Origin of the sequence: Nocardioides aquiterrae (assembly GCF_039526625.1) — a bacterium.
Taxonomy (GTDB): domain Bacteria; phylum Actinomycetota; class Actinomycetes; order Propionibacteriales; family Nocardioidaceae; genus Nocardioides; species Nocardioides aquiterrae.
In genome coordinates this window covers 16,243-35,061 of sequence record NZ_BAAAJE010000023.1, presented here as the reverse complement: position 1 = coordinate 35,061, position 18,819 = coordinate 16,243, and the positions used below count along the sequence as shown (strand labels likewise).

The 18,819-nt window shown below is 73.3% G+C and carries 16 protein-coding genes; 7 read left to right on the top strand and 9 right to left on the bottom strand.

The window, feature by feature from the left end:
- Positions 1-17 precede the first annotated feature (17 nt).
- The 8 genes from ABD086_RS19335 to ABD086_RS19300 all read right to left on the bottom strand — a co-directional run bounded on the left by ABD086_RS19335 (position 18) and on the right by ABD086_RS19300 (position 10,318).
- Positions 18-1,874 (bottom strand): pilus assembly PilX N-terminal domain-containing protein, encoded by a 1,857-nt coding sequence (locus tag ABD086_RS19335; RefSeq protein ID WP_343909248.1) that lies wholly within the window; start codon positions 1,872-1,874, stop codon positions 18-20.
- Positions 1,871-2,599, bottom strand: coding sequence for a hypothetical protein (locus ABD086_RS19330; protein ID WP_343909247.1), 729 nt, complete (start codon positions 2,597-2,599; stop codon positions 1,871-1,873). Before ABD086_RS19330 ends, ABD086_RS19335 begins: the two co-directional genes overlap by 4 nt.
- On the bottom strand, positions 2,596-4,029 hold the full coding sequence (locus ABD086_RS19325; RefSeq protein ID WP_343909246.1) for a prepilin-type N-terminal cleavage/methylation domain-containing protein: 1,434 nt from the start codon (positions 4,027-4,029) through the stop codon (positions 2,596-2,598). Before ABD086_RS19325 ends, ABD086_RS19330 begins: the two co-directional genes overlap by 4 nt.
- Positions 4,026-5,246 (bottom strand): type II secretion system F family protein, encoded by a 1,221-nt coding sequence (locus tag ABD086_RS19320; protein ID WP_343909245.1) that lies wholly within the window; start codon positions 5,244-5,246, stop codon positions 4,026-4,028. The genes ABD086_RS19325 and ABD086_RS19320 overlap by 4 nt, the downstream gene beginning before the upstream one ends.
- A 2-nt stretch (positions 5,247-5,248) precedes the next feature.
- Entirely contained in the window at positions 5,249-6,496 is a 1,248-nt protein-coding gene (locus ABD086_RS19315; protein WP_343909244.1) for a type IV pilus twitching motility protein PilT, read from the bottom strand.
- 515 nt (positions 6,497-7,011) lie between these two features.
- On the bottom strand, positions 7,012-8,697 hold the full coding sequence (locus ABD086_RS19310; RefSeq protein ID WP_343909243.1) for a GspE/PulE family protein: 1,686 nt from the start codon (positions 8,695-8,697) through the stop codon (positions 7,012-7,014).
- A 2-nt stretch (positions 8,698-8,699) separates the two neighbouring features.
- A complete protein-coding gene (locus ABD086_RS19305) occupies positions 8,700-9,191 on the bottom strand; it encodes an RsiG family protein (protein WP_343909242.1) in 492 nt (163 codons plus the stop codon).
- Positions 9,188-10,318, bottom strand: coding sequence for a type IV pilus twitching motility protein PilT (locus ABD086_RS19300; RefSeq protein WP_343909241.1), 1,131 nt, complete (start codon positions 10,316-10,318; stop codon positions 9,188-9,190). The genes ABD086_RS19305 and ABD086_RS19300 overlap by 4 nt, the downstream gene beginning before the upstream one ends.
- Positions 10,319-10,485: 167 nt before the next feature.
- Between ABD086_RS19300 and pilM the strand changes: the two genes are divergently transcribed.
- The 7 genes from pilM to ABD086_RS19265 all read left to right on the top strand — a co-directional run bounded on the left by pilM (position 10,486) and on the right by ABD086_RS19265 (position 17,135).
- Positions 10,486-11,595 (top strand): type IV pilus assembly protein PilM, encoded by a 1,110-nt coding sequence (pilM, locus tag ABD086_RS19295; RefSeq protein WP_343909240.1) that lies wholly within the window; start codon positions 10,486-10,488, stop codon positions 11,593-11,595.
- Positions 11,596-11,600: 5 nt separating this feature from the next.
- On the top strand, positions 11,601-12,287 hold the full coding sequence (locus tag ABD086_RS19290; RefSeq protein WP_343909239.1) for a hypothetical protein: 687 nt from the start codon (positions 11,601-11,603) through the stop codon (positions 12,285-12,287).
- Positions 12,287-12,991 carry a hypothetical protein gene (locus tag ABD086_RS19285; protein ID WP_343909238.1) on the top strand — a complete coding sequence of 235 codons (705 nt, stop codon included), beginning with the start codon at positions 12,287-12,289 and terminating at the stop codon, positions 12,989-12,991. The genes ABD086_RS19290 and ABD086_RS19285 overlap by 1 nt, the downstream gene beginning before the upstream one ends.
- The gene (locus ABD086_RS19280) at positions 12,988-13,608 is read left to right on the top strand and encodes a hypothetical protein (protein WP_343909237.1); all 621 of its coding nucleotides are present in this window, start codon (positions 12,988-12,990) and stop codon (positions 13,606-13,608) included. Before ABD086_RS19285 ends, ABD086_RS19280 begins: the two co-directional genes overlap by 4 nt.
- Positions 13,605-14,303, top strand: coding sequence for a hypothetical protein (locus ABD086_RS19275; protein WP_343909236.1), 699 nt, complete (start codon positions 13,605-13,607; stop codon positions 14,301-14,303). The genes ABD086_RS19280 and ABD086_RS19275 overlap by 4 nt, the downstream gene beginning before the upstream one ends.
- Positions 14,300-15,085 carry a prepilin peptidase gene (locus ABD086_RS19270; protein WP_343909235.1) on the top strand — a complete coding sequence of 262 codons (786 nt, stop codon included), beginning with the start codon at positions 14,300-14,302 and terminating at the stop codon, positions 15,083-15,085. Before ABD086_RS19275 ends, ABD086_RS19270 begins: the two co-directional genes overlap by 4 nt.
- 88 nt (positions 15,086-15,173) lie before the next feature.
- On the top strand, positions 15,174-17,135 hold the full coding sequence (locus ABD086_RS19265; RefSeq protein WP_343909234.1) for a sensor domain-containing protein: 1,962 nt from the start codon (positions 15,174-15,176) through the stop codon (positions 17,133-17,135).
- 10 nt (positions 17,136-17,145) lie between these two features.
- Here the strand turns inward: ABD086_RS19265 and ABD086_RS19260 are convergent, their stop codons facing one another.
- Complete coding sequence (locus ABD086_RS19260; protein WP_343909233.1) at positions 17,146-18,819, bottom strand: putative bifunctional diguanylate cyclase/phosphodiesterase; 1,674 nt, start codon at positions 18,817-18,819, stop codon at positions 17,146-17,148.

The window sequence follows — 18,819 nt, the reverse complement described above, 5'->3', positions numbered from 1 at the left end:
CTTTTTTGCCGACTTCTTCACCCTCCGTAGAGGGGGGCGATCTCGCCGAAGGTCTTCTGGCCCCAGGACGAGCGCACCGGGTCCAGGAAGTACGGCGGCGGGGCGTACCGGAGCCGGCTGTCGTAGTTGTAGTCCTTGAGGTAGCCGGCGCTCCCGCGGCCGACGGCGCCGCGGAACTTCTGTGCGATCGAGCCGAAGACCCGCAGCTTGCCGAGGCAGGACGGGCCGGGCACGCAACCGTTCCCGCCGACGTCGAACTGCTGGACCTCGAAGCTGTGGTTGAGGGTGAGGATGGACGCGTTCACGACCGGGTTCGTGATCGACCCCGGGAGGTTGCTGGTGCCGCGGGTGTAGGTGCACGTCTTGGTCGTCACCCACTTCCGCGTGCTCCGGTCCCAGGTCGTCTGCGTGGTGCAGTGCTCGACCGAGCTCACCGGGTGGTAGATCTGCACGCTGTTGTCGGCGATCAGGCCGAGCGCGTCGGTGCCGTTCTCGCCGCCCTGGTAGGTCAGGTTGCCGGTGATCACGATGTCGTTCTGGGCCGACACCGTCACCCGGCCCTTCAGGGTGCCGTCCACGTAGGCCGTGCCGAGCCGGCAGTCGGCCGCCGCCAGCGTCTGGTTGTAGTCGGTGGCGCTCGGCAGGCTCGCGCCGCCGGACACCGTGCCGAAGACACCGGGAGCGCAGGCACCCGCGGCCGGGAAGGTCTGCGCGGTCGGCGTGCTCTGCACGTAGATCAGGCCGTTCGGCGGCACCGTCAGGTTGTCCTGCGGCCACGGCTTGCTGGGATCACCGCAGCCCGGGGCCCCGACGTTCGCCCCGGTCGAACCGGGGCTCCACACCTTCATGGTCCCGGCCCCGGTGGCGGTCTGCTTGAACTGGATCCGGGTCGCGCCCGTGTACAGGCAGCCCGCGGTGCTCCAGCCCGGCGGCATCGGATCCGGCGCCGCGACGTACTGGCGCAGGTCGCCGGTGCTTTCGGGCAGGTCCACCTCGCTGCGGTACGCGATGCCCTTGTCGAACCGCGGGCTGGCCGTGCCGGTCGAGTTGCCGTTGCGGAAGCAGTACTTCGGGTCGCGCGGGACGCCTTGCACGGGCTTGCACGACGGATCGGAGGTCGTCACGGTGCCGGTGAACCAGGGCCCCTTGGGGCTGGTGCCCGACCCGTCGGTCATCAGGATCGAGTCGTTGGAGTGCACCGGGCCGTTGAGCTTGTCGCCGCCGATGAACGTGATGTCCTCGCAGCCCCTCCGGCCGGCCCAGTAGTACTTCGCGCACTGCGCGTACTTGGCGACGGGGTCGGCGTAGTCCGCGGGGTCGGTCGTCTCGTAGGTGGTGGCGTACAGGAACTCGCCGAAGCCGCCGCGGCGCAGGGTGACCTGGATGGTGCGGGTCACGGTGCCCACCCGTCCGGTGGAGACCAGGCCGATCGTGCCGTTCACCGGCGTGCTGCTGACGTCCACGTCGTAGTGGAACCGCGACGTCGGCGATCCGTTGACCGGAGCCCAGCCGGGCTCGGTGCCCGCTCCCCAGCCGCAGGGGGCGTGCGGTACGTCGAACGCGCGCTGGAGCGCGTCGTTGGCGCAGTCCCACCGGGCGTCCCAGTGCACGTCGCCCAGGTGTACGTGGCCCTTCGCGGGCGTGTCCTGCCAGTAGTTGTCGTCCTTGTTGAGCCGCGCGAGGAAGTCGTCGACGCCCGCCTCGGCCGCCGCGAAGGCCTGGTTCCAGGCCGTGGCGTGCTGGGCCGTCCCGCTCGTCTGCATCGCGTAGCTGAGCGCCACCGAGACCATGAGGACCGCGACCGTCATCGCACCCATCACCATGATCAGGGCGGAGCCCTCGTCCCGGGACCGGGCTCGTGGTGGGCGGGTCATGTCGGCTGCACCAGGAGGTTGATGTCGGCGTTGGGGAGGCGTACCCGCTGCACGGTCGTGACGGTGGGCACGTCGGTCCGCCCGGGCTGGGTGCGCGTCCGGACGACCACGTCGATGCTGGAGATCCGGGGCAGGTTGTCGGTGGTCAGCGTCGTGCCGGTGATCAGGGCCCCGTCGAAGTCGTAGTAGCCGAAGACGGCGGCCGTCGGCCAGACCAGTCCGCGGGCGAGGGTCCGGACGTCGGGGTCCACCGTGCACGTCGCGTCGGTCGCGCGGGTGCAGAAGCGGTAGCCGCCGCCCGCGACGGGAGTCGGCGGGATCCGGGTCTGCCGCAGGATGCCGCTGCCCGGCGTGTGCGGGTCCTGGAGCACCTCGAGGGTGACCAGGCTCGGCCCCTGGCCGGTGTTGTCGAGGTTCGCGTAGAACGTGATGAGCGTGGTGCTCGCCTGCACGATCGCGGTATCGGCGCAGTTCGTGCACGCCTGGTTGTCGAGCTGGTCGGGCAGCACCGCGGTGCGCAGGATCTTCCCCGCCGCCGCCATGCCGGCGTTGCCCTGGATCGAGTTGTCGAGGCGGGCCTCCATGCCGGTGGCGGTGCGCAGGCTCAGGATCGCGATGGCCGAGATCATCGTCGTGAGCACGACGAACAGGCCGCAGGCGACCAGCATCTCCACCACGGACATGCCCTCGTCGCTGGCTGTCGGGGGCCGGCGTCGCGCGGTCACAGCAGCAACACCATGGGGTTGCCGGGTCCGATGCGGACGGTGGCGTCGCCGATGGTCCACGTGCCGTAGGGGAGCGCGACGCGCAGCACGCCCCCCGGGTCCGCGGGCCCGCTCGCGACCTCGGTCGGCGAGGCGGTGGGCGAGTCCGTCGGCGAGGCGGTCGGCGAGGCCGTGTCGGTCGCGGCCGCGCTGGGGCCGGGGACCGGTCCGTCCGTCGCCCCGGTCGTGGTCTCCGCGGTCGCGCTCGGGCTGGGGTCGGGGGCCGCGGCCTGGGCCGTGCCGAGCTGGATGGTCAGGGGTGCCGTGCACGAGCGGTCCGCGGCGTGGACGGCGGTGAGCTGGGTCCCGGGCGCGGTGTGGATCTCGACACCCCCCAGCTGGACCGAGGCGACGGTGGTGGTGCCTCGGGTCACCGCGACCGGAAGGCCGTCGCCGGTCACCGACGGGTTGCCGTCCTCGCAGCCGCCGAGCCACACGCCGTACCCGTCGGGATAGGGCCACAGGTGCTCGATGAGCCGGGTCGACCCGGTGCCGGGCACGGTCTTGACGCCGATCGGCTGGAGCGCGCTGTTGCCGAGGGTCATCGGCAGCGCGGTGACGTCGGCAGGGACGTCGAAGCCGGACGGCGCGCCGATGGTCGCCGTGATCGCGGCCGCGGCGTCGTACTCGATCGACCCGCGCCAGAGCTGACCCGCCTGCAGGTGCGCGACGATGCTCGCCGTCGGGTCGCCCGCGCGGTTCACGAAGTTCGGGTTGGACGCCGTCAGCGTCCAGTCGCCGGCCGGGAGGTGGGCGAGGAGCACGCAGCCGTCGGCGGCGGTCACGCCCATGGCGCTCAGGCCGCCGTTGACCGCGGTCACGGTGACGTTCGGCCGAGGGTGGCCCTCGCTGTCGAGCACCCGCAGCCCGAGGTGGCCGTCCAGCGTCGAGTAGGTCCCCTTGGGCGGGGTCATGATCGTGTCCATCGTGACCGGTGGCCGGGACCCGAGCGCGGGCCACGTCACGTCCACGGAGACGTGCAGCACGACCAGCTCGCTGGAGGAGCCCTGGTCGCACGGCGACAGCTGGGCGTCCGCCGCGCCGATCTGTTCCCAGCGGGCGGTCCGGGTCACGGTGTACGGGACGCCGTCGACGACGATCGGCTGGCCCGCCGTGCCGCCCGGCAGCGGGTTCGCGTTGACGACGACGTTCTGGACCACCTTGTCCGGGCCGCGGGTCACCGAGGAGAACGTGTCGCGCACGATCTCGAGCTCGCGCGACGCGAGGTTGACCGCCTCGATCCGCGACTTGTCGTCGGTGGTGGCGTGGATGGCCGAGGTGAGCACGGACAGGACGGCGGTGCTCATGACGGCGAACAGGCCGAGCGCCACGATGACCTCGATGAGGGTCATGCCGGCGTCCCGAGAACTCGCCTGCTCCACGTCGGTCACCCGATCATGTCGTAGATCTTGAACATCGGCAGGTAGAGCGCCACGATCATCGACCCGACCAGGCCGCCCAGGAAGGCGATCATCAGCGGCTCGATCAGGGCGGTCAGGGCCTCGGTCGTGGACTCGACCTCGGCGTCGTAGAACTCCGCGATCTTGGCGAGCATCTGGTCGACCGCTCCGGACTCCTCGCCCGAGGAGATCATCTGCACGACCATCGCCGGGAACACGCCGTGCTCGGACAGCGGACCGGCCATCGACTCGCCCCGCCGCACCGACTCCCGGACGTCGGTGAGCGCCCGGGTGATCACCACCGAGCCGGAGGTCTCGCCGACGATGTCGAGGGACTGCAGGATCGGGACGCCGGAGCCGAGCAACGTGCTCAGGTTGCGGGAGAACCGGGCCAGCGCGAGCTTCTGGAACAGCTTGCCGAACACCGGCAGCCGCAGCTTGAGCGGGTCCACGACGTTCCGGACCCGCTCGGTCCTGCCGTACTTCCGCCACGCCCAGGTCGCGGCGATCCCGAGGACGACGAACAGGGGGACCAGGAACTTCATCGCGTGCGAGAGGACCACGAGGATCCGGGTCGGCAGCGGCAGGGTGCCCCCGAGGTTCTCGAACATCGACTCGAAGACCGGGACGACGAACGTCAGCAGCGCGATGCACATCAGGATCGCGAGGACGAAGACCACGGCCGGGTACGTCAGCGCGGCCTTGATCTTCGAGCGCAGCTTCACGTCGGCCTCGAAGTTGTCGGCGATCTGCCGCATCGAGGTGTCCAGGAAGCCGCCGGCCTCGCCGGCACGGACCATGCTGATCATCAGCGGCGGGAAGACCTGGGGCTCCCGCTCGAACGCCGCGGAGAGGCTGTGGCCGGCCTCGACGTCCTGCTTCACCCCGCGCAGCACCCTGCGGAGCTCGGGGTTGTCCACCTGCTCGGCCATGATGGTCAGGGCGCGGAGCATGGTCAGCCCGGCGTCGATCATCGTCGCGAACTGGCGGGCGAACACCGCGAGGTCCTTGGTCTTGACCCGCTTCTTGAAGCCGAGGTGGATCTCGCGCTGCATGCCGGTGTTCGCGGGCCGGACCTCGAGCGGCACGTACCCCATCGAGCGGAGCCGGTCGGCGACCGCGGCCTCGGACACCGCCTCGACCTTGCCCTCGCTGAACTTCCCGTGGGCGTCGCGGACCTTGTAGCTGTACTGGGTGGCGGTGGACACGGTCACCGCCACTCGGACGTCGCGCGGGTGACGCTCGAGCCGACGAGGGTCTCGAAGTCGTTGCGGTCGGTGCAGTGCTCGAGGCCCGCCTCGTAGGTGATCCGGCCGCTCCTCACCAGCCCGGCCAGGTGCGCGTTCAGCGTCTGCATGCCGTCGCGGGCGCCGGCCTGCAGCGCGCCCTGGATCTGCTGGAGCTTGTCGTCGCGGATCATCGCGCGGATGCCGGGGTTGCAGACCATCACCTCGACCCCGGCCACCCGGCCGGTGCCGTCCACGGTCTTGACCAGCGTCTGGCAGACGACGCCCTGGAGGGCGGCGGCGAGCTGGGTGCGCACCTGCTGCTGCTGGTCGGCGGGGAAGACGTCGACGACGCGGGTGATGGTGTCCTGGGCCGACTGCGTGTGCAGGGTGGCGAAGACCAGGTGCCCGGTCTCGGCGGCGGTGAGCGCCACCGAGATGGTCTCGAGGTCGCGGAGCTCGCCGACCAGGATCACGTCCGGGTCCTGGCGCAGCACGTGCTTGAGCGCGGCCCGGAAGTCGTGGGTGTCGCTGCCGACCTCGCGCTGGTTGACGATGCAGCCGCGGTGCTCGTGCAGGAACTCGATCGGGTCCTCGATCGTGACGATGTGGCCGCGTCGGCTGCGGTTGATGCGGTCGATGACCGCGGCCAGCGTGGTCGACTTGCCGGACCCGGTCGGTCCGGTGACCAGCACCAGGCCGCGCTTGAGCGTCGTGAACCGCACGACCGCCTCCGGCATGCCGAGGTCCTCGAGCGGCACGATCTCCCACGGGATCAGCCGCATGACGGCGCCGAGGTGCTCGCGCTGCTGGAACACGTTGACCCGGAACCGGGCGTGGCCCGGCACCTGGTAGGCGAAGTCGAGCTCGAGCTCCTCCTCGAACACCTTGCGCTGGCGCTCGGTCAGCACGCCGTACAGCGCGGCGCGGAGCTGGTCGCCGGAGAGCTCGGGCTGGCCCTCGATCGCCTGCATCTCTCCGCGGAGCCGCACGGTCGGGGGTGCACCTGCGGTCAGGTGCAGGTCGGAGCCGCCCTCGCGCAGCACGTGCAGGAGGAGCTCGTCGAGGTCGATGCGGCCGGCGGGCGCGGACCCGTCGGCGGTCGCCGGGGCGGGGGCCGGGTGCGATGCCGGTGCGGGCGCGGCCGCGAGGGGTGCCACCGGCGCGGCCGCCGGCACGGGCCGGGGGACGGGGGTGGCCAGGGGGAGGCCGAAGGTGGGGGCGTCGGTCACGACTGGAACTTCGGAGTCTCCGCTGCCCGACTTGAGGGCGTGACGCGAGACACCCCACCGGAGCCGGCGCCCCGCCGATCAAGCTCCCCGCGCCCTACCTGTCCGCCGAAACCCGACCGACACGCCGATGCGCGCCGGCGTGTCCGTCGGGTTTCTCCGGTCAGCCGGTGAAACCCGACGTGTCGCGCCCCGCTACGCGGCCGCCCCGCCGTCGGAGTACCAGCGGTCCCGTCCGTCTCACCAGTCGCTGGAACTCGAACCTGTCGTGGGAAACCCGACCGACACGCCGATGTGCGCCGGCGTGTCCGTCGGGTTTCTCCGGTCAGCCGGTGAAACCCGACGTGTCGCGCCCCGCTACCCGGCCGCCCCGCCGTCGGAGTACCAGCGGTCCCGTCCGTCTCACCAGTCGCTGGAGCTCGAACCTGTCGTGGGAAACCCGACCGACACGCCGTGAGTCCCCGGCGTGTCGGTCGGGTTTCTCCGGTCAGCCGGTGAAACCCGACGTGTCGCGCCCCCTACGCCACCACTCGGAGGATCTCCTCGATCGACGTCCGCCCCTGCAGCACCTTGCGCCAGCCGTCGTTCTTCAGCGTGGTCATGCCCTGGTCGCGGGCGACCCGAGCGATCTCGTCGGTCGAGGCGCGCGAGACCGCGAGCCGCGAGATGTCCTCGGTGACGGTCATCACCTCGTGCAGGGCCATCCGGCCGCGGAAGCCGGTCTGCGAGCAGGCGGAGCAGCCGACCGCACGGTAGATCGTCGGCAGGCCGGCCTCGGGGTCCCAGTCGAAGCCGACGCGCTGGAGCTCGGCCGCGTCGGGGACGTAGGCCTCCTTGCAACGCTCGCAGAGCGAGCGGCACAGCCGCTGCGCGAGTACGGCGTCGAGCGCCGACCCGACCAGGAACGGCTCGATCCCCATCTCGATGAGCCGGCTGACCGCCGAGGGCGCGTCGTTGGTGTGCAGCGTGGAGAGCACCAGGTGGCCGGTGAGCGCCGCCTCGACGGCGATCTGCGCGGTCTCGTGGTCCCGGATCTCGCCGATCAGCACGATGTCGGGGTCCGACCGCAGGATCGACCGCAGCGCGGAGGCGAAGGTGAGCCCCGCCTTGGGGTTGGTCTGCACCTGGTTGATCCCGGGCAGCCGGTATTCGACCGGGTCCTCGACCGTGATCACGTTGACGTCGGACCGGTTGAGGATGTTCAGCGTCGCGTAGAGCGTCGTGGACTTGCCGGAGCCGGTCGGCCCGGTGGCCAGGATCATCCCGTAGGGCTTGGTGTACGACGCCCGGTAGCGGTCGAAGTTGTCGTCGCTGAAGCCGAGGTCGTCCAGCCCCAGCTGGGTGTTGGAGGTGTCGAGGATCCGGGCGACGATCTTCTCGCCCCACACCGTCGGCAGCGTCGCGATCCGCAGGTCGACCCGGCGGCCCTGGTGGTTCACCGACATCCGGCCGTCCTGCGGGACCCGCCGCTCGGCGATGTTCATGTCGGCCATGATCTTCAGCCGCGAGATCACGCCGTTCTGGATGTTCTTCGGCGACCGGTGGGCGTCGTGCAGCACCCCGTCGATCCGGTAGCGGACCCGCATGTCCCGCTCGGTCGGCTCGATGTGGATGTCGGAGGCGCGGTCGTTGATCGCCTGGTTGATGAGCAGGTTCACGAACCGGACCACCGGCGCCTCGTCGGTGACCTCGGTGAGGCTGGCGAGGTCCTCGCCCTCCTCCTCGGGGGTGAGGTCGGAGGTCAGGTCGTGCAGCTCGCCCTCGGCCCGGTACACCTGGTTGATCCGCGCCTCGATGTCCGCGCGGTTGGCGATCGCGAACCGGATCCGGCTGCGGGTCAGCCGGCTCAGGTCGTCCTTGAGCTCGATGTCGCCGGCCTGCCGGATGCTGACCGCCACCACCAGCTCGCCGTCCTCGCTGGCCAGCGGCAGCACGCCGGCGCGGCGGGCGAACTCCGCGGGCAGCATGCTGACCGCGGCCATGTCGACGGTGAAGTCCGACAGCTCCACGTAGTCCAGCCCCGCCGAGACCGCGGCGGTGCGGACCACCGCCGAGCGGTCCACCCAGCCGCTGTCCAGCAGCACCTCGAGGACCGTCTGGGACCGCTCGCCCGCCGTACGGGTGGCCTCCTCGACCTGGTCCCGGGTGACCAGGCCACCCTCGACGAGGGCGCGAACGGTGTCGCCCGACCGGCGCGCGCGCATGCTCAGTCCTCCGGGATGATCGCGAGGGCGGCCCGCGGGTCCTCGCGGTAGCGCGCGATCAGCTCGGCGGTCGCCTCGTCGATCCGCTGGTGGAGCGCGCGCCGGTACGCCGTGAGCTGCCGCTCCGCCCGCGTCAGCCGGTCGACGGCGTCGGCCACCTGCCCGTCGTCGTGCGGGTCCACGTCGGTCGCCCACATCTCCGTCAGCTCGGGGAGCTCGGGCAACGGCTCCCCGGCGCGCACGCTCACCAGCGCCTGCCGGGTCTGGCCGGTGCCCGTGTCGCCGAGCACCCGGACCAGGTCGGTCAGCGTGAGCGCGTGGTCGCTCGCGGACTCCGCGGCGAGCAGGTCGAGGCGCGCGTGGACCAGGCGGCGCCAGTAGGACACCCGGTCCTCCTCGGCCTCCAGGCGCTGCCGGTACTCGCGGAGCGCCGGGAGGGCCAGCGCGTGGATGTCCGCGGTCTCCGGCTGCATCGACTCCGGCACGGCCGTCATCGGGCCGGCTCCGCGTCGACCAGAGCGGGGTCCACGCCGGCGCGCTTGAGCATCACGCCGAAGTCGTGGGTGTTGCTGCTGACGATCTTCGCGTCCGGGACCGAGACGATCCCGTCGAGCACCAGGCGGACCAGGTGCTGGTCGAAGGTCTGCATGCCCGAGTAGCCGCCGTCGGCGACGATGTCGGGCACGGTGTCGGTGCGCTCGGGGTCCGCGATCGCCTCGGCCAGCCGCGGGGTGTTCACCGCGACCTCCATCGCGACGACCCGGCCGGTGCCGTCGGCGCGGGGCACCAGCCGCTGGCACACGATGCCGCGCAGCGAGGCGGCCAGGGCGAGCCGCACCTGCTTCTGCTCGAACGGCGGGAAGAAGTCGATCACCCGGTTCACGGTCTCCTTCGCGTCGGTGGTGTGCAGCGTCGACATCACGAAGTGGCCGGTCTCGGCCGCCGACAGCGCCGCGCGGACGGTGTCCGCGTCGCGCATCTCGCCGATCAGGATCACGTCCGGGTCCTGCCGCATCGCAGCCCGCAGCGCGACCCCCCAGTCCGCGGTGTCTGTACCCAGCTCGCGCTGGTTCACGCTGGCGACCTTGTCGCGGTGGATGACCTCGATCGGGTCCTCGATGGTGAGGATGTGCACCGGCCGGGTCTCGTTGACGGCGTCGACCATGGCCGCGAGCGTCGTGGTCTTGCCGGAGCCGGTCGGGCCGGTGACCAGCACCAGCCCCCGCGGCTCCAGCGCCAGCCGGCGGATCACGTCGGGCATCCCGAGCGCGGCCAGCGGCTGCGGCTCGTCGCCGACCAGCCGCAGCACGCAGCCGACGGCGCCGCGCGAGCGGAACGCGTTCACCCGGAACCGCCCGATGCCGGGGACCGAGAGCGCGTAGTCGGCCTCGTTGGTGTTGTCGAACGTCGCCTCGACGTCGGCCGGCATCGTCTCTCGCACCAGCGCCTCGACGCCCGCGGCGGTCAGCGGCTCGACCTCGAGCGGCACCAGGGAGCCGGAGATCCGCACCCGCGGCGGGCTGCCCACCTTGAGGTGGAGGTCGGAGCCGTGGTTGACGACCACGGCGTGGAGGAACGGCGCGATCTGCAGGGTCGCCGCGGTCTCCCGAGAGGTGGTCACGCGACCTTGTGTACCACGCTTCCCGAAGGCGTCCGAGTGGACCACTCCGCCGCATCTGGACCACCGCGGAAATTCTCGGGGTGACCCTCAAGTCGGGGCCTTCCGGGTCCGACAACACCGGTGTCGCACTGCGCCCGCTCCCACGCAGACCTCTCGGAGAACACCACATGGCACGCACCCTGGTCGGACTCGACATCGGCAGCTCCGGTGTCCGGGCCGCCGAGTTCGTCCCCGGCCGTCGACGGGCCACCGTGCGCCGTCACCACCGCGTCCCGCTCGCCCCGGGGGTCGTCCGCAACGGCACCGTCGTCGACGGGCCCGCCCTGACCCAGGCGCTCCGCCAGCTCTGGAGCAAGGGCAGGTTCAGCACCCGGGAGGTCGTGATCGGCATCGCGAACTCCGGCGTCCTGGTGCGGCAGATGGACCTCGACTGGATGCCGCCCGCGGACTTCCGCAAGGCGCTGCGCTACCAGGTCCAGGACGTGCTGCCGTTCTCGGTCGACGAGGCGAACCTCGACTACCACCTGCTCGACGACCTCCAGGTGCCCGGCGAGGACGGCGAGCCGCGCCGCGTGGCCCGGATCCTGCTGGTCGCGGCCGCCCGCGAGGTCGTCGACGCGTTCGTCGCGGCCGCCCGCGGCGCCGGCCTGCGCACGCTCGGCGTCGACCTGCTCCCGTTCGCGCTGCTGCGCGCCCGCACCCCGGCCCTCGACGACGCCGACGTGACCGAGGCGCTCGTCGACATCGGGGCCGACGTGGTGTCGGTCGTCGTGCACACCGGCGGCGTCCCGCGCTACGTCCGGATGATCCCCGGCGTCGGCGGCGACACCGTCACCCACGCCGTCCAGGAGCGCTACGACTGGACGTGGGACGACGCCGAGCGCACCAAGGTGTACGTCGGGCTCCCCGGCCACGCCCACCTGGAGCCGAGCCAGCTCGCGACCGTCGCGCCGCGCACCGACGGTCTCGACCACGCCGCGCAGCAGGTGGTCGCCCTCGCGGCCACGCAGCTGGCCGGCGAGATCGGCACCACGCTCGACTTCTACCGCGACTCCGCGGCCGACAGCGGCGACAGCCCGGTCGGCCGGGTGCTGCTGGCCGGCTCCGGGTCGCTGCTCTCCGGGTTCGCCGAGCACCTCGCGGCGCGCCTCGACCTCCCGGTCGAGCGGCTCGACGTCGCCCGCACGTTGCGCACGCCCGGCCGCGCCCACGTCGCCGGCCTGGACCCGGCCGCGCTCGCCGTACCGGCCGGCCTCTGCGCGGGGGCGGCGCGGTGATGGCGATGAGGCGACGTGCCCCCGCGATCGTGCCGACGATGCCGTCGGTCAACCTGCTCTCGCAGTCCGAGTTCGACCGGATGGCCGCCCGCCGGCTGCGCCGCCGCTTCATCGCGGCCGGCCTGGTGCTGGTGGTGGGGCTCGGTGCCTACGGGGCGGTCCTCCGGATGCGGGTCGGCGAGGCTCACAAGCTCGCGGCCGTCGAGCAGGCCGAGACCAGCCGGCTCACCGCGCAGACCCAGGTGCTCGCGCCGGTGCGGGCCTTCGTGAACGGGGTCGCCGTGCAGCAGCGCACGGTCGACGAGGCGATGGCGAACGAGGTGTTCTTCTCCGACGTGCTGACCGGCATCCAGGACGCGACGCCGCCGGGAGCCCGCCTGGTCACCGTGGACGTGACCCTCGCGCCGCCGCCGGTCCCGGGCGCCGCCGCGGACGCGACCAGCGCCTGCCCGGGGCCCGACCCGTTCAACACCCGCGTGGCCGTCGGCTGCGTGCAGCTCGCCGGGACGGCGGGGAGCCGTGCGGAGGTCGGCGACATGGTCGTCGCGCTCGGCCGCTCCCGGCTGTTCGTCGAGCCGTTCATCTCGACCACGACGACCGGCGACTCCGACCAGGTGGCGTTCAGCGGGTCCGTCGGGCTCTCCGAGAAGGTCTACAGCGGCCGGTACGCCGACGAGGGCGGTGACTCCTGATGGACCTCGGCACCCCCACCGCCACCAAGGTCACCGGGGCGCTCGGCCTGCTCGCCGTCGCCGCCCTCGGCTGGACGTTCGGCGTCGGTCCGCAGTCCGCCCACCTCGCCGAGGCGCGCGACGAGGTGACGGCCGTCCAGGACCAGAACGCCCTGCTGACCACCCAGCTCGCGCTGCTGACGAAGCAGCAGCAGGACCTCGGCGCCACCCGGCGCACCGCACGCGTCCTCGCGGCGAAGTTCCCCCCGACGGCCGACCAGCCGGGCCTCTTCGAGATCGTCACCGCCGCCGCGGTCGACGCCGGCATCGGGGCCCAGGGCGTCACGACGCTGACGCCGACCCCGCCGGTCGTCGGCACCGCGGACGGCACCGCGGACGGCACCGTCGGCGGCACCGCCGGCGGAACGGCGGACGGCACCGCCGGCAGCGCCCAGGCGGGTACGCCGGCGCCGTCCGGCGGCCAGCTGGCCCGGCAGACCGTGACCGTCTCGGTGACCGGCAGCTACGACCAGACCCGGCAGCTGCTGGTGAACCTCGAGCACATGGAGCGGGCCTACCTGATCACCTCGGTCTCGCTGGCGGGCGACGCCGAGAACGGCGCCTACACCACCTCGATCACCGGAGACATGTTCGTGATGCCGCCGGTCCCGGACCCCGGCAAGACCGTCGACGTCTCGAGCACCACGACCCAGGAGGGCCCATGAGCGTCAACCTTCCGATGTACGTCGCCGGGCTCGGCCTGGTGCTGTTGTCGATGGTCGCCCTGCTGGTCGTGCTGCGGCGCAAGCGGCGTGCCGCGGGGCCGGTGGACGAGCCCGCGAGTGTCGAGCCGATCGCCGCGGACGCCGACGAGGTGCATCCCGACGACGTGCACCCCGACGTCCGCGCCCTCCGGGTGCAGGTGCGGGTCCTCGAGGAGGCGCTCCAGCGCGCGGCCGAGTCGACGGTCGAGCAGCCCGAGCTGGCGGCGTACCGCGCCCAGGTGCGGGTCGCGGTGGAGGCGGTCGCCCGCCGTACGCCCGCCGACGCCGACGCCCGCGCGGTGGTCGTGAGGGTCGCTGCCGCGGTCGCCCGCCTCGACGCGGACCCGTCCGGCCGGGTGGTCCTGCCGGCGCCGGCGCGCCGCCCCGCCGTCGTCGCTCCGGTGCTCCCGGAGCCGAGGCCCGAGCGGGAGCCCGTCGCGGAGCCGGTGCTCGCCGACGAGGCCGTCGACGTCGCTGTCGCTGTCGCCGTCGCCGAGGAGGTCGTGCTGCCGGTCCCGCCGCCCGCGCCCGCCGAGACGCGGCGGACCCGGCGCCGGCTCCGGAGGTCCGCGGCATGAGCGTCACGGACTTCACCGGCCTGTCGCAACGGTACGCCGAGGCCGGCGACCTGCGGATGGCCCAGCTGGCCGCGTGGGCGGCCGACGTGCACACCCTCGAGGAGCTGCTCTGGGAGAACGGGCTCGGCCACGCGCCCGACCCGGGAGCCCAGCTGGCCTCGATCGGCGACTCGGTCGCGGCGTCGGTCGAGGAGCTCGCCCGCACGCTGCCCGACGGGCCGGTGACCGCCCGCGCGCTGCTCGACGCCGCCCGCGAGGCGATGGTGACGACGTTCGACGAGTCCGTGCACGGTCTGCTGTCCGACCGGCTCGGCGACCTCGAGCACCTCGACCACGTCGAGCCCCGGGACCCCGCCACGGGTCGCACCGCCGAGCGGCTGGACGGCCGCACCCCGGCGGAGCTCGCCGCCGAGCTGCGGACCGCCGCCGCGGACTGCGCCACGATGGCGACCCTGCTCGGCGTCGGCGGCGAGGACCAGGCCGCCGCGCGGCTGGGCCGCCAGGCCGACGCCGCGGCGTTCGAGGCCTACCTCGTGCTGGCCGCGCTCCGCAGCGGCGACCACACGCTCGCGACCGTCGACCTGCGCTGGGACCTGGTCGCCGAGCAGGCCGGGCGCGAACGCTTCGCCAGCGCGGTCGGCTCGGCCGAGCACGCCGCCCTCCACCTGGTCCTCGAGCCGGTCGAGACGCCGTGACCCCGGTCCTCCTGACCCTGGCGGGCCTCCTCGGCCTGCTCGTCGGGTCGTTCCTCAACGTCGTGATCCACCGGGTGCCGGCCGGGCTGTCGCTCGTCTCGCCGGGCTCGGCGTGCCCGGCGTGCGCCCACCCCGTGCGGCCCTACGACAACGTCCCGGTGCTCTCCTGGCTGGCGCTCCACGGGCGGTGCCGCGACTGCGCCGCTCCGATCTCGGCCCGCTACCCGCTGGTCGAGCTGGCCACCGGCGTGCTGTTCGTCGTCGTCGCGTGGCGGTTCGGCGGGACGCCGTACGCCGCCGCCGGGCTCGTCGTCGCGGCCGCGGGCGTCGCGCTGTTCATGATCGACCTCGACCACCGCCGGCTGCCGTTCGCCATCACCGGCGCCATGGCGATCGGGGCGGTCCTCGCGCTCGGCATCGACGTGGTCCGCCACGGCGCCGGCCCGGTCCCGGTCGCGCTCGCCGCGGCCGCCACCTGGCTCGCCGTGTACGGCGGGATCTGGCTGGTCACCGCCGGTCGCGGGATGGGCCTCGGCGACGTGGCACTGGCGCCCGTGCTCGGCCTGGTGCTCGGCTGGCTGGGCTGGGGCCCGGCGCTGGTCGGCCTCGGGGCGGGCTTCGTCGTGGGCGCCGTCGTCGGCGTCGCGCTGATCGCGGCCGGCTCGGCCGGCGCGAAGTCGCGGGTTCCGCACGGACCTTTCCTGCTCACCGGAGCCGCTCTCGGTATGTTCGGGGGCGGGCCCCTCGCCTCGGCGTACCTGGCGCTCGTGGGCCTCGGGTGACTATCAAGTCACCACCCGATCGTGCCGATGACGAGATCATGGGGGACCACCTAGCATGAGCGCCCAGGGGACGGCTCTCGGGGGGATCATGCGCGAGATCGATCAGGGGCAGCTGCTCGCCAGCATCGCTGCCACCCTGCACGACTGCATCCTCTCGCTCGACGCCGACGGTTCCGTGCAGTGGGCGAGCCCGGCGACCGAGGCCGTGCTCGGCTGGGCGCCGCAGGACCTGGCCGGCAACGACGTCGCCGTCGTGTTCCCGGGGGGCGGCGGCACGCTGCTCGAGGGCGCGATCCAGCGGCTGCTCGCCGGCGAGCGGGTCGAGCCCTTCGTCGAGGCCGGGGTCCGCCGCGACGGCTCGACGGTCAAGGCCCAGCTCACCCTCGGCCCGGTGCACGGGCCGGACGGCATCACCGGCGTGATCGTCGTGCTCCGCGACGTCACCGCCCAGCTCAGCGAGCAGCGTGAGCTCACCCAGGCCCTCGAGATGTCGCGCGCGCACTTCGACCAGGCCACCACGCCGCAGGCGATCCTCGACCTCGAGGGTCACCTGGAGTCGGTCAACCCCGCCTGGTGCGAGCTGTTCGGCCACGGCGAGGCCTGGTTCGCCGACTGCGACCTGCTCGACCTCGTGCACCCCGTCGACAGCGAGCAGGTCGTCGCCCGGCTGGCCCGGCTGCAGGGCGGCGAGGTCGACTCGATCAGCTACCGCGGGCTGTTCCGCGACGCCGACGGCCGGGACCTGCCGCTGCTGCTCGACGCGAGCCTGCTGCGCGACGGCAGCGGCACGCCGTACGCCATCGCCGCCTGGGCCGGTGCCGAGGACCCCACCCAGCTCGAGCTGAGCGAGGTGCTCAGCCTGCGCGCCTGGGACACCGCGATGGTGCTCGACGCCGAGCTGACGATCACCTTCGTGGCGAGCGCGGTCAGCCGGATGCTCGGCTACGGCCGCGACGACCTGCTCCAGCACCAGGTATCGCAGTACGTCCACCCCGCGGACGCCGACATCGTCATCGGGCTGCTCGACCGGCTCCAGCAGGACCCGCGCCGCAGCCAGGACGTCGTCGTCCGGGTCCGCGACGCCGAGGGGCACTGGCGCTCGGTGCTGGTGACCGCGACCAACCGCCTCGCCGACCCCGACGTCCAGGGGTACGTCGCGGACCTGCGCGACGTCACCGAGCGGGTCCGCGGCGAGGAGGAGCTGCGGCTCTCCGAGGCGCTGCACCGCGCGATGGTCGAGAGCACGCAGGAGGGCATCCTGGCCACCGCGCCGGACGGGCTGGTCATCTTCGCGAACGAGACCGCGGCGCACGTGCTCGGCGGCCCCGTCGACCGGCTGTACGGGGAGGACCCGGTGCGGCTGCTCGGCCTGCACCCCGAGACCCGGGTCGACGCCGAGTCCGGGCTCGAGGTGCACGAGGTGGTCTATCGGCGTCCCGACGGCGTGGAGCGCACCCTGCGGGTGTCCCGCCGGCCGCTGAACAGCCGCAACGACCGGCTCGGCTCGCTGGTCTCGGTCGCCGACGTCACCGACGCCCGGCACGCCGAGTCCGTGCTGCGCAGCCGGGCGCTGCACGACCCGCTGACCGGGCTGCCGAACCGCTACCTGTTCACCGACCGGCTCGAGACCGCCGCGGCCCGCCACGAGCGCAGCCCCGGTAGCGGCACCGCCGTGCTGTTCCTCGACGTCGACCGGTTCAAGCGGGTCAACGACGGGTTCGGGCACGAGGCCGGCGACAGCCTGCTGCGCGAGATCGGCTCGCGGCTGCTCGCGTCGATCCGCTCCACCGACACCGTGAGCCGGCTCGGCGGCGACGAGTTCGCGGTCATCTGCGAGGACACCGGCGGCGACGAGGCCGGGGTGGTCGCCGACCGCATCATCGCCGCGTTCGCGCCGCCGATCGTGGTCGACGGCACCGAGCACCAGGTCAGCGTCAGCGTCGGCATCGCGCTCACCCCGCCGTACCCGTTCGAGGAGGTCGTCCGCCGCGCCGACGAGGCGATGTACCGGGCCAAGCAGGCCGGCGGCGGCCGGGTCGGCGTCGCGTAGGCAGCGAGCCTCAGACGTCGTACCGGCGGCTGAACGTGTCGCCGGCCTCCGCCGGCGCCACCGCGCGGCTCCACAGCCAGCCCTGACCGCTGGTCGCGCCGAGCGCCTGCAGGACGGCGCGTTGCTCGACGGTCTCCACGCCTTCGGCGACCACGGTGAGCCCGATCGTCCGGGCCAGGTCCACGACGGAGGCCGTGATCGCGCGGGCACCGGGGTCGGTGGTGAGCTCGGCGACGAAGCTGCGGTCGACCTTGAGCAACGCGACGGGCAGCCGCCGCAGGTACGCCAGCGAGCTGTGGCCGGTCCCGAAGTCGTCGATCGCGATCCGGAAGCCGTTCCCGCACAGGTCCTCCAGCACCCGCGCCGAGGTGTGCGGGTCGGCCATCGTGGCGCTCTCGGTCACCTCGAGGACCACGCGCTCCGGGGGCAGCCCCGCGCGGCCCGCCGCGTCGCGGATCCAGTCCCGCAGCTGGCCGTCGGTGAGCGTGCGGGCGGAGAGGTTCACGGCGACGTACGCCGTCGGCGGCAGCAGCCGCGCCGCCTCGCCGAGGGCGCGGCACACCACCCACCGGTCGAGCGCCGCGGTGAGGCCCTCCGCCTCCGCGACCGCGACGAACCGGTCCGGGGGCACCGGACCGAGGCGCGGGTGGTCCCAGCGCGCCAGCGCCTCGGCGCCGACGACCGCGCCGGTCCCGAGGTCGATGATCGGCTGGTAGTGCAGGTGGAGCTCGTCCGCCTCGACCGCTCGGGCCAGCTCGACGCCCAGCTCGAACCGCTGCCGGGCCAGCTCCGCCACGCCCGCGTCGAACAGCTGCACCCGCCCCCGTCCCGCGGCCTTGGCGGCGTACGTCGCGGTCTCGGCGTGCCGGAGCAGCGAGCCGCCCACCGCCGTCGGTGTGACCGCGACGCCGATCGACGCGCCGACGCGCACGCTGCCGGCCGTCGTGGGCACCGCCGGACCGAGGGCGGCGAGCACGCGGTGGGCGATCTCCTGCCCGGCCGCCGGGTCGGCGTCCTCGCACACCACCACGAACTCGTCACCCCCCAGCCGGCCGATGGTGTCGGACGGTCGGACGGCGGCGCGCAGCCGGTCCGCGACCGCGACGAGCACCTCGTCGCCGATCGCGTTCCCGCGCTCGTCGTTGATCCCGCGGAAGTGGTCGAGGTCGACGACCAGCACGGCCGTCGACGTGGTCTCGCGGGTCAGCGCGTGCCCGAGCCGGTCGAAGAGCAGGGCCCGGTTGGCGAGCCCGGTCAGGGCGTCGTGGAGGGCGGCGTCGCGGAGCTCCTCCTCGAGGCGGCTGGCCTCGAGCTGCGTGGCGCGGAGCCGGGAGAGGTCCTGGTACACGACGCTCGCCCCGTCGGTCAGCGCGGTCACGCTCGCCAGGGTGGGCAGCGGCCGGCCACCCGGTCCCTCGAGGATGCGCTCCGCCTGGGTCGTCGTCACCTCGCCTGCGAGCAGGCGGGCGAGGGCGACGTCCGCGTCGCCCGGGTCGGTCGGGTGGCTGAGCTCGCTGACCGGCCGCCCGGTGAGGACGGCGGCGCGCCGGCCGAGCAGCCGCGCCAGCGCGGCGTTCACCGCGACGAGCCGGGCCCGCCCGTCGCACACCGCCTGGGGCACCGCGGAGCGCTCGAACTGCTCCCGGTAGGTGCGGCGTGTGCGGTGTCGGCGTCCGGACCACAT

Coding starts and splice junctions, on each gene's coding strand:
- ABD086_RS19285 (WP_343909238.1), top strand. CDS start 12,287: ATGGACCTCGGCACCCCCACCGCCACCAAGGTCACCGGGGCGCTCGGC.
- ABD086_RS19275 (WP_343909236.1), top strand. CDS start 13,605: ATGAGCGTCACGGACTTCACCGGCCTGTCGCAACGGTACGCCGAGGCC.
- ABD086_RS19335 (WP_343909248.1), bottom strand. CDS start 1,874: ATGACCCGCCCACCACGAGCCCGGTCCCGGGACGAGGGCTCCGCCCTG.
- ABD086_RS19260 (WP_343909233.1), bottom strand. CDS start 18,819: ATGTGGTCCGGACGCCGACACCGCACACGCCGCACCTACCGGGAGCAG.
- pilM (WP_343909240.1), top strand. CDS start 10,486: ATGGCACGCACCCTGGTCGGACTCGACATCGGCAGCTCCGGTGTCCGG.
- ABD086_RS19290 (WP_343909239.1), top strand. CDS start 11,601: ATGAGGCGACGTGCCCCCGCGATCGTGCCGACGATGCCGTCGGTCAAC.
- ABD086_RS19265 (WP_343909234.1), top strand. CDS start 15,174: ATGCGCGAGATCGATCAGGGGCAGCTGCTCGCCAGCATCGCTGCCACC.
- ABD086_RS19310 (WP_343909243.1), bottom strand. CDS start 8,697: ATGCGCGCGCGCCGGTCGGGCGACACCGTTCGCGCCCTCGTCGAGGGT.
- ABD086_RS19305 (WP_343909242.1), bottom strand. CDS start 9,191: ATGACGGCCGTGCCGGAGTCGATGCAGCCGGAGACCGCGGACATCCAC.
- ABD086_RS19280 (WP_343909237.1), top strand. CDS start 12,988: ATGAGCGTCAACCTTCCGATGTACGTCGCCGGGCTCGGCCTGGTGCTG.